At 79.7% G+C, this 13,758-nt stretch carries 13 protein-coding genes; 4 read left to right on the plus strand and 9 right to left on the minus strand.

The window, feature by feature from the left end:
• Positions 1 to 6 precede the first annotated feature (6 nt).
• The gene (locus tag AC2TDM_RS12585) at positions 7 to 1,299 is read left to right on the plus strand and encodes a DUF58 domain-containing protein (protein WP_484634822.1); all 1,293 of its coding nucleotides are present in this window, start codon (positions 7 to 9) and stop codon (positions 1,297 to 1,299) included.
• A 40-nt stretch (positions 1,300 to 1,339) separates the two neighbouring features.
• Here the strand turns inward: AC2TDM_RS12585 and AC2TDM_RS12590 are convergent, their stop codons facing one another.
• Positions 1,340 to 1,669, minus strand: coding sequence for a GNAT family N-acetyltransferase (locus AC2TDM_RS12590; RefSeq protein WP_484634823.1), 330 nt, complete (start codon positions 1,667 to 1,669; stop codon positions 1,340 to 1,342).
• Positions 1,670 to 1,855: 186 nt separating this feature from the next.
• On the opposite strand from AC2TDM_RS12590, the gene AC2TDM_RS12595 reads away from it, so the two are divergent.
• Positions 1,856 to 3,013 carry a winged helix DNA-binding domain-containing protein gene (locus tag AC2TDM_RS12595; protein WP_484634824.1) on the plus strand — a complete coding sequence of 386 codons (1,158 nt, stop codon included), beginning with the start codon at positions 1,856 to 1,858 and terminating at the stop codon, positions 3,011 to 3,013.
• Positions 3,014 to 3,061: 48 nt separating this feature from the next.
• Here the strand turns inward: AC2TDM_RS12595 and AC2TDM_RS12600 are convergent, their stop codons facing one another.
• Positions 3,062 to 4,051, minus strand: a complete 990-nt coding sequence (locus AC2TDM_RS12600; RefSeq protein WP_484634825.1) for a stage II sporulation protein M — start codon at positions 4,049 to 4,051, stop codon at positions 3,062 to 3,064.
• Positions 4,052 to 4,190: 139 nt separating this feature from the next.
• Here AC2TDM_RS12600 and AC2TDM_RS12605 point away from each other — a divergent pair, with 139 nt between their 5' ends.
• Complete coding sequence (locus tag AC2TDM_RS12605; RefSeq protein WP_484634826.1) at positions 4,191 to 5,009, plus strand: RDD family protein; 819 nt, start codon at positions 4,191 to 4,193, stop codon at positions 5,007 to 5,009.
• Between the two features lie 68 nt (positions 5,010 to 5,077).
• Here the strand turns inward: AC2TDM_RS12605 and AC2TDM_RS12610 are convergent, their stop codons facing one another.
• Genes AC2TDM_RS12610 through AC2TDM_RS12625 form a run of 4 tightly spaced genes read right to left on the minus strand, consistent with a single transcriptional unit; the run spans position 5,078 to position 7,029 of the window.
• Positions 5,078 to 5,998 (minus strand): cation diffusion facilitator family transporter, encoded by a 921-nt coding sequence (locus tag AC2TDM_RS12610; RefSeq protein ID WP_484634827.1) that lies wholly within the window; start codon positions 5,996 to 5,998, stop codon positions 5,078 to 5,080.
• 31 nt (positions 5,999 to 6,029) lie between these two features.
• Positions 6,030 to 6,302: a Trm112 family protein gene (locus AC2TDM_RS12615; protein WP_484634828.1), complete on the minus strand. Its 273-nt coding sequence runs from the start codon at positions 6,300 to 6,302 to the stop codon at positions 6,030 to 6,032.
• A 60-nt stretch (positions 6,303 to 6,362) separates the two neighbouring features.
• On the minus strand, positions 6,363 to 6,626 hold the full coding sequence (locus AC2TDM_RS12620) for a hypothetical protein (protein WP_484634829.1): 264 nt from the start codon (positions 6,624 to 6,626) through the stop codon (positions 6,363 to 6,365).
• Between the two features lies 1 nt (position 6,627).
• Positions 6,628 to 7,029 carry a DUF3499 domain-containing protein gene (locus AC2TDM_RS12625; RefSeq protein ID WP_484634830.1) on the minus strand — a complete coding sequence of 134 codons (402 nt, stop codon included), beginning with the start codon at positions 7,027 to 7,029 and terminating at the stop codon, positions 6,628 to 6,630.
• Between the two features lie 101 nt (positions 7,030 to 7,130).
• On the opposite strand from AC2TDM_RS12625, the gene AC2TDM_RS12630 reads away from it, so the two are divergent.
• Entirely contained in the window at positions 7,131 to 7,700 is a 570-nt protein-coding gene (locus AC2TDM_RS12630) for a metallopeptidase family protein (RefSeq protein ID WP_484634831.1), read from the plus strand.
• Positions 7,701 to 7,733: 33 nt separating this feature from the next.
• Here AC2TDM_RS12630 and AC2TDM_RS12635 read toward each other — a convergent pair whose 3' ends face one another.
• The 3 genes from AC2TDM_RS12635 to AC2TDM_RS12645 all read right to left on the minus strand — a co-directional run bounded on the left by AC2TDM_RS12635 (position 7,734) and on the right by AC2TDM_RS12645 (position 13,636).
• Positions 7,734 to 9,470 carry a DUF5719 family protein gene (locus AC2TDM_RS12635; protein WP_484634832.1) on the minus strand — a complete coding sequence of 579 codons (1,737 nt, stop codon included), beginning with the start codon at positions 9,468 to 9,470 and terminating at the stop codon, positions 7,734 to 7,736.
• Positions 9,467 to 13,228 (minus strand): glycosyltransferase, encoded by a 3,762-nt coding sequence (locus AC2TDM_RS12640; RefSeq protein WP_484634833.1) that lies wholly within the window; start codon positions 13,226 to 13,228, stop codon positions 9,467 to 9,469. Before AC2TDM_RS12640 ends, AC2TDM_RS12635 begins: the two co-directional genes overlap by 4 nt.
• A gap of 78 nt (positions 13,229 to 13,306) precedes the next feature.
• The gene (locus tag AC2TDM_RS12645) at positions 13,307 to 13,636 is read right to left on the minus strand and encodes a WhiB family transcriptional regulator (protein WP_090029729.1); all 330 of its coding nucleotides are present in this window, start codon (positions 13,634 to 13,636) and stop codon (positions 13,307 to 13,309) included.
• Between the last annotated feature and the right edge of the window lie 122 nt (positions 13,637 to 13,758).

Raw genomic sequence — 13,758 nt, forward strand, 5'->3', positions numbered from 1 at the left:
CCGCCCGTGGTGGTGACGGGGCGCGCCGTCGCGCTCGCCGGGGTCGGCGCGCTGGCGGTGCTCGTGCTGCCCGCGACGGTGACCGTCCTGGCGTGGGCCCTCGTCGTCGTGCTCGCGTGCGGCCTGGACGTCGCGCTGGCCGCCTCGCCCCGCCGGGTCGCCGTGCGCCGCGACGTGCCGCGCTCCGTGCGGCTGACGCAGGCCGCGACGTGCACCCTCACCGTCACCAACGTGGGCCAGCGGCGGCTGCGGGGGCTGGTCCGGGACGCCTGGCAGCCCTCGGCCGGCGCGCAGCCGGACCGGCACCGCCTCGACCTGCCCCCGGGCGACGGTGCGCGGCTGCGCACGCCGCTGCTGCCCACCCGCCGCGGCGACCGGCGGGCCGACCTCGTCACGGTCCGCACCCTGGGACCGCTGGGCCTGGCCGGGCGGCAGGCGTCCCTCGACGTGCCGGCCCGGCTGCGGGTGCTGCCGGAGTTCGCCTCGCGCCGGCACCTGCCCAGCCGGCTGGCGCGGCTGCGCGAGCTCGACGGGCGGTCCGCCGTCCAGGTGCGCGGCGCGGGCACGGAGTTCGACTCCCTGCGCGAGTACGTGCCCGGCGACGACGTGCGCTCGGTCGACTGGCGGGCCACGGCCCGGCGCGCCGACGTCGTGGTGCGCACGTGGCGGCCCGAGCGGGACCGACGGGTCCTGCTCGTGCTGGACACCTCCCGCACGTCGGCGGGCCGCGTCGGCGACGCCCCGCGGCTGGACGCCTCGATCGAGGCCGCGCTGCTGCTGTCCGCGCTGGCGGCGCGCGCCGGCGACCGCGTCGAGCTCGTCGCCTTCGACCGGCGGGTCCGCACCCGCGTCGTCGGCGCCTCGGGCCCCCGCCTGCTGCCGGCCATGGCCGACGCGCTGGCGGGGGTCGAGCCGGCGCTCGTCGAGACGGACTGGCCGGGCGCGGTGGCGCAGGTGCGGGAGCGGCTGAGCCGCCGGGCGCTCGTCGTGCTGCTGTCCGCGCTGGAGCCGTCCGCCGTCGAGCAGGGGCTCCTCGGCGTCGTCGGGCCGCTGGCGCAGCGGCACCAGGTGGTGCTCGCCTCCGTGCAGGACCCGGAGGCGGAGACCCTGCGCCAGGGCCGCGCCGACGTGTCCGAGGTGTTCGACGCGGCGGCGGCCGAGCGCGCCGGGCTCGAACGGGCCGCCGTCGCCGTGCGCCTGCGGCAGCGCGGCGTCGAGGTCGTGGACGCGCTCCCGGACGACCTCGCGCCCGCCCTGGCCGACACCTACCTGCGGCTGAAGGCGGCCGGCCGGCTCTGACCCGGCCCCGGACCCGGACCCGTCGACACGACGGGTGCGGTCAGCCGGGGTCGACCTCCGGGTGGCGCCGCAGCCAGGCGGCGACGAACGGGCACCGGGGGTCGACCGTCCAGCCGCGTCCCCGCGCGTCGGCCAGCGCCTGCTCGACGAGCGCCGACCCCACCCCGCGCCCCTCCACCCCGTCGTCGACGAGGGTGTGGGCGAAGACCGCCCGGTCGCCGTGCCGCTCCACGACGAGCCGCCCGACGTCGGTCCCGTCGAGCGCTGCGAGGTACTGCGAGCCGTCCTCGTCCCAGCGCACGGCCACCCCGGACGCGTCCCGCCCGTCAGCCTGCCCGTCCGCCTGCCCGTCCGCCTGCCCGTCAGCCATGTCGTCGCCCTCCGTCCGCCGGCGGCACACCGCGTGCCGCCGCCCGGTGACGCTACGCCCGCGCCGTGTCGGCGGCCGGTCGTACGGTGCGGTCGTGGGGTCCGGAGACGACCAGGACGACCAGGACGACCAGGACGACCAGGACGACCGGCGACCGGCGACCGGCGACGGCAGGGTGGTGGTGGCGTGGACGAGCCGCTGACGACGCGCGTGCTGGGTCGCACCCTCCTGGCCCGGCAGCACCTGCTGGCGCGCACGGACGCCGACCCCCTGTCGGTCGTCGGGCACCTCATCGGCTTCCAGTCGCAGAACCCGTCGTCGCCCTACGGCGCGCTGTGGGCACGCGTGGTCGGGTTCACGCACGCGGCCCTCGCCGACGCCACCGCCGACGGGCGCGTGCTGCGGCTCGCCGTGGTGCGCAGCACCGTGCACGCGGTGCTGGCGCAGGACGCGGCGGCGCTGGCGGTCGTGTCGGCCCCGCGTCTCGAGCGGGACCTCCTGGGGACGGCCGACCGGCGCGCGGGACTGGCCGGGACGGACCTGGCGGCCGTGGCGCGCGACGCCCGCGAGCTGCTGGCCGCCGCCCCCCTCACCGCGGCCGAGCTGGGGCCGGCGCTGGCCGCCCGGGGGCACGCCGGGGACCCGGCGCACCTCGCGATGGTCGCGCGGTGCCTGCTGCCCCTCGTGCAGGTGCCTCCGCGCGGGGTGTGGCGCTCCCCGGCCCGCACGCGGTGGCGGCCGCTGGACGTCCCCGCCGCGCTCGACGAGCCCGACGTGCGCCGCGCCGCGCTCGAGGGCTTCGTCGAGCGCTACCTCGCCGCGTACGGCCCCGCGTCGGTGGCCGACCTGCAGACGTGGTCGGGCCTCACCGGGCTGCGGGCGGTGGTCGACGGCATGCGCGAGCGGCTCGTCGTCCGCCGGACCGCCCCGGAGGTCGGCACCGCCGCCGGCAGGGAGCTGCTGGACGTGCCCGGTGCCGCGCTCGCCCCCGGGGACGTGCCGGCGCCCGTGCGGCTGCTGCCGGACTTCGACGACGTGCTGCTCTCCCACGCCGACCGGACGCGGGTCGTGCCGACGGAGCTCCGTCCGCACCTCGCGAGCCGCAACGGGATGCCCCCGGCGACGGTGCTCGTCGACGGCGTCGTGGCCGGCGCCTGGCGCGTCGTGCGGGAGCGGACCGGTGCCCGCGGGGCCCGCCGGGAGCGGGCCGTGCTGCACCTGCAGCCGTGGTGCCGGTGGACGGCGGCGCAGCGGGCGGAGGCGGTCGACGAGGCGGGCCGCCTCGTCCGGTTCTGGGCCGACGACGCGGACGAGCACGCGGTCGTGCTCGACGAGGGGCCGTGACCGGCCGGTGCGACCCGCACCGCACGCCGGGGCGGACGGCGCCGCGCGTCAGCCGCTGACGGACGCCCGGTAGCCGGCGCGGTCGTCGTCGAGGTCGCCCGTCGCCCCGGCGCGCACGGCGCGACCGCCGACGACGAGCGTCCATGCCCAGAACAGCGCCAGCGCCACGGCGCCGATGACGATCTTCAGCCACCACGGCAGCCCGGAGCCGGTGACGAACCCCTCGATCGCCCCCGACACGGCCAGCACGAGCACGAGCCCCACCGCGACGGTGACGAGCGCCCGGCCCTCCTCCCCCAGCGCCCGGGACCGCGGCCGCGGCCCGGGGTCCACCAGCGTCCAGAACAGCCGCAGCCCGGCACCACCGGCGACGAAGACCGCGGTGAGCTCCAGCAGCCCGTGCGGGGCGATGAGCTGCAGGAACAGGTCCAGCTCGCCGTAGGCGGCCATGAGCCCACCCGCGGCCCCGACGCCCACGGCGTTCTGCACGAGCACCCACAGCGGCAGGACGCCCGTGATCCCCGTGCCGATCGTGAGCGCCGTGATCCACGCGTTGTTCGTCCACACCACCGCCGCGAAGCCGGCGCCGGGGTCGTAGTACTCGGCGAAGGCCGTGCGCACGTACTCCTCGCGCGCCTGCGGGGTGCCCATCGTGGCGAGGACGTCCGGCTGCGTCGCCACCCACCACCCGCTCACGGTGCCGAGCGCGAGGAAGGCGACCATGACGCCGACCGTCCACCAGCGGTTGCGGTACAGGGCCGCCGGCACGTCCACCCCGAGGTAGCGCACGACGTGCCGCCACGACGGCTCCTGCGCCCCCGCGATCCGCGACCGCGACCGCGCCAGCAGCTGCGAGAGCCGGGTGACCGTCTCCGGGTCCGGCGCCCCCGACCGGACGGCCGAGAGGTCCGTGGCCGTGGCCTGGTAGAGCCGCACGAGCTCGTCGGACTCCGCGCCCGACAGCCGCCGCCGCCCCGACAGCACGCCCAGCCGCGACCACTGCTGCTCCCGGGTCGCCACCAGCGCGTCGAGGTCCACGCGCCCAGCCTGCCAGACGCGGCGGCGCACGCGGCGGCCGCCGTCCACCGCCCGGGTGCACGTGCGTCCCGCGAGTCCGCGCGCTGCCTAGAGTGGGTCCGCGGCCGGCGACAGGGACGGCCCGGACGAGGGGACGCACGTGGACGACGGCATCGTCACCGGCGAGGGCGTGCTGCTCGACAGCCGTCCGGCCTCGTTCGCCTCGCGCCTCCTCGCGGCGCTGCTCGACCTGGTCGTGCTGGGTCTCGTGGCGCTCGGCGTGCTGGTCCTGCTCTCGACGAGCGGGTGGGAGCCGTCGTCGGACACGGTCCGGGTCCTCGGGGTCGTCGTCGTCGCGGGGGTGCTCGTCGTGCTGCCGACCGCGGTGGACACGCTCACCCGCGGGCGGTCCCTGGGCAAGCTCGTCGTGGGCATCCGCATCGTCCGCGACGACGGCGGGCCGATCACCCTGCGGCAGGCGCTGGTCCGCGCCCTGGTCGGGGTGCTCGAGCTGTGGTTCACCGCCGGCGTGGTGGCGCTCCTGACCTCGATGCTGCACCCGCAGGGCAAGCGGCTCGGGGACCTCCTGGCCGGCACCTACGGCGCCCGCGTGCGCGGCCGGACCCGGCGGCCGGCGCCCGTCCCCATGCCCCCGCACCTGGCGTGGTGGGCCGGGACCTCCGACGTCGCGCGGCTGCCCGACGGGCTGGCCCTCGCCGTGCGGCAGTTCCTCGCGCGCGCGGCGAGCCTGCACCCGGCATCGCGCGTCGAGCTGGGCACGCGGCTCACGGCCGAGGTGCAGCGCCACGTGCGACCGCTGCCCCCGCCGGGCACGCACCCGGAGGACTTCCTCGCCGCGGTGCTCGCCGAGCGCCGGCGCCGGGAGCTGCTCGCCTCGCAACGGGCCGCGGCGCGCGACGCGGAGGAGGCCGCGCTGCTGCGCCGGCTGCCGCACGGCGTGCCCGACCCGGTCGACTGACCCGACCGGTGCTCCAGCCGGGCGCCGCGCACCGAGCCCGGCGCGCGCACGTCCCAGCGTCCCCCGCCTCAGGTGCGCGCGGCCCGCCGCAGGTCGGGCTCGAGGTAGATCGTCGTCGCGATCGGCACCGCCTCGCGCACCCGCCGCTCGGCGGCGTCGATCGCGGTGGCGACGTCCGTGGCGGTGTCGCCGGCCGCCACCTCGATCTTCGCGGCGACGAGCAGCTCCTCGGGGCCGAGGTGCATCGTCCGCAGGTGGATCACGGAGGGGACGTGCTCCCCGACGAGCGCCTCCCGCACCCGCGCGACCGTGCCGGGGGTGGCCGACTCCCCCAGCAGCATCGACGTGGTCTCCACGGCCAGCACCGCCGCGATGGCCACGAGCAGCAGCCCGATGCCGGCCGAGCCCACAGCGTCCCACCGGCCGTCGCCGGTGAGCAGCGTCATCGACACCCCGAAGAGCGCCACGACGAGCCCGACGAGCGCGCCCGAGTCCTCGAGCAGCACCACCGGCAGCTCCGGGGCCTTGGCGTTGCGCACGTACTGCACCCACGACTGGCGCCCGCGCACGCGGTTCGCCTCGCGGCGGGCGGTCCGGAAGCTCAGGCCCTCCATCACCATCGCGGCCAGCAGCACGACCACGGGCACCCACTGCCAGGAGGTGATGGGGTGCGGGTCCGTGAACTTCTCGTACGCCTCGAACAGCGCGAAGAGGCCGCCGAGCGTGAACAGCACGATCGCGACGATGAAGGCGTACATGTACCGCGCCCGGCCGTAGCCGAAGGGGTGCTCGGCGTCCGCGGCACGGCGCGCCCGCCTCCCGCCGACGAGGAGGAGCAGCTGGTTGCCCGTGTCGGCCAGGGAGTGCACCGACTCCGCCAGCATCGAGCTCGACTGCGTGAGCAGGAACGCGACGAACTTCGTCACCGCGATCCCGAGGTTCGCCAGCAGCGCCGCGACGATCGCGCGTGCGCTGCCCTCGTGAGCCACCGCCGAGCCCCCCGCCCCGTGTCAGCCCGTGTCAGCGCGCGCCGGCAGGGCCGTCGGCAGGGTCGCCCCGCGTCACCGGCTGCGTCACCGGTCGCGCCTCGTCGGCCAGCAGCACCGGCACGCCGTCGCGGACCGGGTAGGCCAGGGGACGGTCGGGGTCGGTCGAGACGAGCTCCGGCGTCCCGTCCGGCCCCACACCGTCGACGAGCGGCGCCCCCGTCACGGGGCAGCGCAGCAGCTCGCGCACCCACGCCTCGAGGGGCGCGGCGGCGGCGGTGGTCGGGCTCGTCGCGGGGTCGCTCACGCCAGCGATGCTAGGCCCGCCCGGTGGCCCCGCACGTCGGGGCCGCTCCGTGGCCGGCGGTCAGGCGCCGTCGCGAGGACCGAGCGTGCTGTCCGGATCGAGCGGGGTCCCGTCCCCGTCCACGGCGAACCACCCGGTCGTCTCGCACCGCGGGCAGGAGACGTACACCGCGGGCACTCCCGACGGCAGCGCCATCCGGATCCGGGTCAGCCGGTCGTTGCCGCAGGTGCGGCACGTCCCGGTGCCCGGCACCAGGCCGAGCAGGGGCTGCGTGACCGACCCCAGCGGCTCGGGCGGCTCGTCGGCCTTCCGGCGGCGCGGCACGTCAGCCCTCGTCCTGCCGGACGACGCGCAGGTGCCCGCGCCGCTGCTCCAGCCCGGCCCCGAGCCCGCCCTCGGCGGCGCCGAGCAGGGTCGCGGCGGGCTCGGCGACGAGCCCCGCAGCCGGTCCCGGCCGTCGGCCCGCCTCGCGCACGGCGTCGGCCAGGGCGACGAGGTCGTCGGTGCTGGGCGCGGTCGGCGCGAACTCGGGCATGAGCCGGACGACCTCCCAGCCGCGCGGGGCGGTGAGGCGCTCGGCGTGCTCGGGGCACAGGTCGTAGGAGTGCGGCTCGGCCAGCTGGGCGAGCGGGCCGAGCACGGCCGTCGAGTCGGCGTACACGTAGGTCAGCGTCGCCGCCGCGGGACGGTCGCACGCCGTGCGGGAGCACGTCCGGACGGATCTCACGTCCTGACGGTACCCCGGTCCCCGGCTCCGTCGCCGCCGCCCGGTCGCCTCCCCGCCGGCTGCACGCGACCGACGGGGCACCGGGGCTAGAGTCGGCCCCCGTGAGCAGCGCGGGGCAGCACGGGACGACCGGGGGGCGGGGCGGCTCCCGCCGCCCGCACGGCCAGCCCGCTGACCCCGGCCGCGACCCGCGCGCCGGCGCCGGCCGGGGCGGGTCGGCGCTGCCGGCCACCCGGGCCACCGCCCCCGGCCCCCTGCCGGCCCGCCGGCGCGACCGCCGCGGGCGCGGCCTGCGCGGGCCGCTCCTGCCGCCGACGCTGCCGGCCTACCGCACCCGGGCCCAGCGCTTCGACGACCTCGTGCTCGACGCGGTGGAGCACCTCGAGCGGCGCTGGTCGGGCGAGCTGGACGGCGCCGAGTTCGCCGTCGAGGACGTGCCGCCCTCCGACCCGGCCCCCTGGGAGCACGGCGGTGTGCCCCTGGGCCGGTGCTTCCCGCCGGACGCCGGCATGCCGGCGCGCGTGGTCGTGTACCGCCGGCCGGTCGAGGCGCGCGCGCACGACGCCGACGACCTGGCCGACCTGGTGCACGACGTCGTCGTCGAGCAGGTCGCCCTGCTGCTCGACCGGGACCCCGAGGAGCTCGACCCGGGGTACGGCGGGCCGGACTAGGGGCCGCCCGGCCCGCCGCGGCGGGTCGGGCGCTCAGCCCAGCCCCGGGCCGCGCGCGTCGGCCACCGCGACGGCGCCCTGCGCCGCGGGGGCGGGCACGGGCTGCAGCACCGACACGAACGTCCCGTCCTCGCGCTCCTGCGTGACGACGGCGGCCCACGCCGGTGCGGTCCCGCCGGCGGTGCCGTCCGCCACGCGCACCCGGACCGCGACCGTGCCGTCGGGCAGGCCGCCGGCGTCCTCGGGCACGCCGGTCCCGGCACCCAGGCGCAGGTCGACCGTGCCGACGACGCGGCCCTGGGCGTCGAGGGCCTCGAGGACGCCCGTGACGTCGGGCGCCGCGGCGGCGGCGTCCTCCGCACCGTCAGCCGCGTCCGTCACGTCGACGGGGAGGCCTTCGGCAGCGACGTCCAGCGGCACCGGGTCGAGCTCGCCCGCCGGCACCGCGGCGAGGACCACGCGCGCCGTCGTCCCGGCCGGGAGCGCGACGACGGCGTCGGCGGCGGGCGTCGTCGACGCGACCCACGCGCGCTCGAGCGTGCTCGTGGCCGGGTCCAGCGGGTCGGCCGCGCCGGGACGCGTGACGAGCGCGCCGGCGACGACGGGGGCGTCGGCGTCGACGACGACCGTCCAGGCGCCCGCGGGCAGCCCGGCGAGCGGCACCTCCACCACCTCGCCGGTGGCCAGGGACGCGGTGTCGGCACCCGCCAGGGTCGCGGGCCCGTCGGGCCCGAGCAGCGTGATCCGCGCCGTCGTCGCCCGCTCCGGCGCGAGCAGCCGCAGCACCGGGCCGTCCGCGTCACCGGCCGCGGTGGCCAGGACGTCGAGCCCGGGCAGCACCTGCCGGGTCGCGGGCGCCGCACCGGGCACCACGAGGTCCGTGCCGCCGGCGGTGAAGCCGCGCAGCCGGCTGTCCTGGACGTGCGCCGCCACACGCCCGCCGTCGGCCACGAGGTGCAGCGCCAGCAGGCGCTGCGGGTCGAGGACGCCCCCGAGCGGGAGCCGCTCCTCCGACCGCGGCGCGAGGACGAGCCCGTCCGTGCCGGGCGTGAGCGGGCCGGACGCGCCCCAGGCCGACAGGCCCACGGTGACCGGCGTGCTGCCGGGGTTCTGCACGACGAGGACGTCGGTGCTGTCCAGCTCGGTGGCACCGCCGACCAGCCAGAGGTCGGCCGCCGGCCGCCGGCAGGACGCGGCGGCCAGCCCGCGCAGGTCCCCCGCGGCCGTGACGGTCGACGTCGTGCCCGCGGCGACCGCGGCGGCCGCTCCGGGTGCGGCGCGGAGCACCACCGGCGCCTCCGGCCCGGTCAGGACCGCGGACCCGCCGCCGGCCGGCAGGCCCGCGAGCGTGGCGGTGCCGTCCAGCCCCGTCACCGTGCCGGGCCCGGGGCCCGTGCCGTCGGCGGCCGTCACCAGGTCCACCGACGTCTCCGGGGCGACCGGCGTGGGGTCGAAGGCCGCGTCGCCACCCGTGCCCTCCGGCTCGACCAGCGGCCCCGCGCACACGAGCACGGTGTCCGTGGCGCCGACGCCCACGGCCCGCGCACCGGCGCCCGGCGGGACGGCGGCGTCCGCCGCGTCCGTCATCCGGGTCCCCCCGACGACGACAGCCGCCGCGAGCGCGAGCACGCCGAGCCCCGACACCACCCGCAGCCCGCGCCCGCGCGGGCGCTGCGGCGCGGGCGCGTCGTCGTGCCGGTCGTCGTGCCGGTCGTCGTGCCGGTCGTCGTGCCGGCCGTCGTGCGCGTCGGGGCGCACCTCGCCGCTCACCGCCGGCCCGCCCGGCGGCGCCGCAGGGGCAGCGCGAGCAGCAGCGTCACGGCGCCGACGCCCACGAGGGCCGCCGTCCACGCGGTCCGCCCCGGCGGGTCGTGCACCACCACGAGGGTCCCTCCGTCCGTCCCCAGCCCGAAGGCCTGCCGCCACCCCACGTCCGCGACGGGCAGCTCCCGCCCGTCCAGCGTCGCCCGCCAGCCGGGGCCCGCGCGCTCGGCGAGGACCAGCCACCGGCCCTCGCCGTCGGGCGACGGCTCGAGTCGCGTCGTCACCGTCGGCACCGCGGCGCCGGGGACGGCGGGCACGGCCTCGGCGGGGGTCGCGGCGTCCGCGAGCGCCGCGGCCGCGGTCCCCGCCGGCACGAGCCGCGCCCACGCCGTGACGACGTCCGCGCCCGACCCACCGGCGGCGGGCGCCGGCTGCACGCGCCACAGCGTCCCGTCGACGCCGTCCGTCACGCGCTCGAGACCCGCGGTCGCGTCCAGCAGCCCGACGAGCTCCGCCCGCGCGGCGGCGGCCGCGTCGGACTCCGGGTCCGCCGCCGGGTCCACCGCAGGCACCAGGACGTCCGCCACGGCGAGCGCGGCCAGCGCGGCGGCGACGTCGCCGCCCGCGCCGGCGGCGAGGTCGGCCGCCACGGCGTCGACCTCGGCGGTCGCCGCGTCGACGGGAACCGCGGTCGGGCCGAGCGGGTCGCCGGTCAGCCCCCGGGCGGCCACGGCCGCGGACCCCTCGACGAGCCGGGGCCCGTCGCCCGCGAGCAGCCGCCACACGACCGTCCCCGCGGCGGCACCGGCGCCGGCCTCGGGAGCTGCGCCCCCGGTGCCGCCGTCGTCACCCGTCGCCGTTGCCGTCCCGGTCCCCGTGTCCGTGCCCGTCGCCGTGCCCGTCCCCGTGCCCGTCGCCGTGCCCGTCCCCGTGCCCGTCCCCGTGCCCGTCGCCGTGCCCGTCCCCGTGCCCGTTCCCGTGCCCCTCCCGGTGGGCGGCACCGCGGTGAGGGCGAGCACGCGCGCCGCGAGCCGGCCCTCCTGGTCCTGCCGCGCGACGGCGGGCACCACGGCCCGGTCGACGGCGGCGGGCAGGGCCAGGCCGCCCGACCGCGCGGCCGCGGCCCAGAGACCCGTCTGCGCCAGCGGGACCAGCACCGCGACAGCAGCGACGAGGCCGGCCAGCGGCTGCCGCCAGCCGAAGGGTGCGGCGCGCAGCCGTCCGCGCGCGCCGTCGAGGCCGAGGACCGCCGCCGCGAGGAGCCCCGCGGCCGCCAGGCTGACCGCCGGCCCGACGTCACCGGGGACGAGGGCGCTGGCGCCGCCGGCGAGCAGGGTGCCCGTGCCCGACGTGGGCACCGACGTGAGCCCCGCGGGCAGGGCCGTGGGCAGCGCCGCGGCGGCGGACGCCGTCGCCAGGCCGAGCGCGGCCACGACCCAGGCCGCGCGCACGCCACGCGCGACCGGCCGTCCGCGCAGGAGCGCCGCGAGCGCGAGCGCGACGACGACCGCACCGGTCGCGAGCACCCCGAAGCGCACGACGGCCTCGGGCAGCGCGGCCGGCACCAGCCCGTCCGCCCCGCCGGGCGCACCGAGCAGCCGCTCGAGCGCCGCGGGCAGCCCGGTCCCGGCGTCGCGTCCGGCGGGGACCGTGGCGGCGGTCAGCGGTGCCGACGCGAGGAGGCGCAGGCCGCCGACCCCGGACCGCCCCGCGGCCACGACCGTCGGCCCCAGCAGGACGAGCGCCGGGACGGCCGTGAGGAGGACCCGCAGGCGGCGGCGCCGCGCGACGGCGGCCACGACGAGCAGCGCCAGGAGCACCGGCGCGAGCAGGACGGGTGCACCGGCCACGACGACGGCCAGCGCCAGGGCGGTCCCCGCGGCGGCCTCGACCGTGCCGGTCGGGCGGGCCTGCGCCGCCGGGTCGGGGACCCCCGGCTCCTCGAGCTCCGGGACGTCCTCGGCACCGGCCGCCGCAGGGGCCGCCGCACCGGCCGGGCCACCGGCCGGCTCGTCCCCCTCGTGCTCGTCGAGCCGGTCACGGACGTCGACCCGCGCCACCTCGTCGCGACGCTGCGCCCCGACGGCACGGGCCAGGCCGAGCGCGGCCCACGGCAGCGCGGCGTGCGCGACGACCGCGCCGAGGCGGCCCTGCCCGAGGGCGACGAGCAGCGCCGGCGCCCCCGCCCACACGAGCGCCGCCCACGCTCGCACGGCGACGGACCGCGTGCCCGCCCCGGCGGCGGCCCACGCACCCCAGCCCGCGAGCACGACCCCGCCGAGCAGCAGCACCGCCACCGCCGCCGACGCCGACCCGCCGGTCACCACGGCGGCGGGCGCCAGGACGGCCAGCAGCGCGTCCACGGGTCCGGCGTGCCCGAGGTCCGCCCCGACCCAGGCGGCGGTGGCGGCGTCCCACAGGTCCGCGGCGCCGCCGGTGGCCGGGGCCAGCGCCTCCCCGACGAGCCGCGCCCCGCGGGTGACCGGCCCGACGAGGGGCCCCAGCGCGACGGCGACGAGCGCGACGAGCGCGACGAGGAGCGCGCCGAGTCCCACACGCCGCCGGGTGGTCAGCGCCGCCAGCTCGCGCAGCTCGATCTCGCTCGGGGCGACCACGACCCGGCGCGACTCCGCGCGCGTGAGCCGCTGGTCCCGCCACAGGCGCCACACGTCGCGGACGCCGGCGCGCAGCGGCCGCAGGGACCGTCGGGGCCGGGTCCGGGTGCGCGCGTCGAGCCGGCGCGCCCGGAGCAGGTCCCCGGGGTGGGCCAGGAGGCCCGCCGTGGCCGACAGCTCGGCCCGGGCGAGGCCCGGCTCCTTCGTCGCCAGCCGGACGAGGGCCCGGAGCACGCCCGAGAGCACCGCCGCGAGCAGGACGAACGGCACCGCGACGCCCACGACGCCGGCCGTGCGCACGTGCAGCTGCGCGCGCCGCCGCGCCGCGTAGGAGCGGCGCGGGTCGCCGTGGTCGTGCCCGTCGCGGACGCCCTGGTAGGCGGCCTGCGCGTGGCGCACCACGGCGTCGGGGACGACGACGACGCGGTGCCCGGCCAGGTGCGCGCGCCGGCACAGGTCGAGCCCGTCGCCGAAGGGTCCGAGCGCCGGGTCGGGCCCGCCGAGCTCGTCCCAGACGTCGCGCCGCACGAGCGCGCCGGCCGTGCCGACCGCGAGGACGTCCTCGACGGCGTCGTGCTGGCCCTGGTCGAGCTCGCCCGGCTCCACGCCCGTGAGGCGGCGACCCGAGGCCGAGGTCCGCACGCCGACCTCGAGGAGCCGCTCGGGCTCGGACCACGTGCGCTGCTTGGCACCGGCGACCGCCACGGACGGCGCCCGCGCCACGACGCGCAGGAGCGCCGCTAGCGCCCCCGGGCCAGGGGCGGAGTCGTCGTGCAGCAGCCACAGCCACGGGGTGCGGGACGCGCCGTCGGCGGCCAGCGCGGTGCGGACGGCGTCGCCGAAGGTCCGGGCCGCGGGCGCGTGGACGACCCGCACGTCGGGCGCGGCCCCCGACGCCTCGCCCCGTGCGGCTGCCTCGGCGGCGCCGGCGACGAGGGCGTCGACGACCCCGTCGGCCAGCCAGGGCTCGGCCTGCTCCCCCACGTCGACGACGAGCACGCGGACGGGCCGGCGGGTCTGGACCGCCAGCGCGCGCACGGTCGGCGGCAGCCACGGCGTGGTCCCGCGCGTCACGAGGACCGCCGTCACCGGCGTCAGCACCGGCAGCGACGCGGTGGTCGACGGTGGGGGGTCCACGGTCAGGTCCACGGTCACCAGGGTCTCAGAGGCGGCCGCGGGCCCCCGGCCCACGACCGGGGCGTGCGGCGGCCTCACGCCCGCCCGGCGTCAGACGACACGCCGCTTGAGCTTGCGCCGCTCGCGCTCGGACAGGCCGCCCCAGATGCCGAACCGCTCGTCGTTGGCGAGGGCGTAGTCGAGGCACTCGGCCCGCACCTCGCAGGAGACGCACACCTTCTTGGCCTCGCGCGTCGAGCCGCCCTTCTCGGGGAAGAACGCCTCGGGGTCGGTCTGGGCGCACAGCGCGCGCTCCTGCCACCCCATCGGCCCCTCGTCCTCGCCCGTGTCGGCGAAGAGCGCCAGGACGTTGTCCGCGACGGGTGCCACCGGCCGCGCCGCCGGGCGCTCGCCGTCCTCGTCGTCGAGCAGGTTCCACATGGCGTCCTCCGGTGCGGTCGAGGGGGTCGGGGTGCTGCTCGGGCCGGGCGGTCGCGCCCCTCGTCGGGCCGCCCGACGGCGGGCCCCACGGCGGGCCGTGTCCTGAGAATTACACGCGTGTC

The organism is Cellulomonas sp. plas2, from assembly GCF_057221735.1.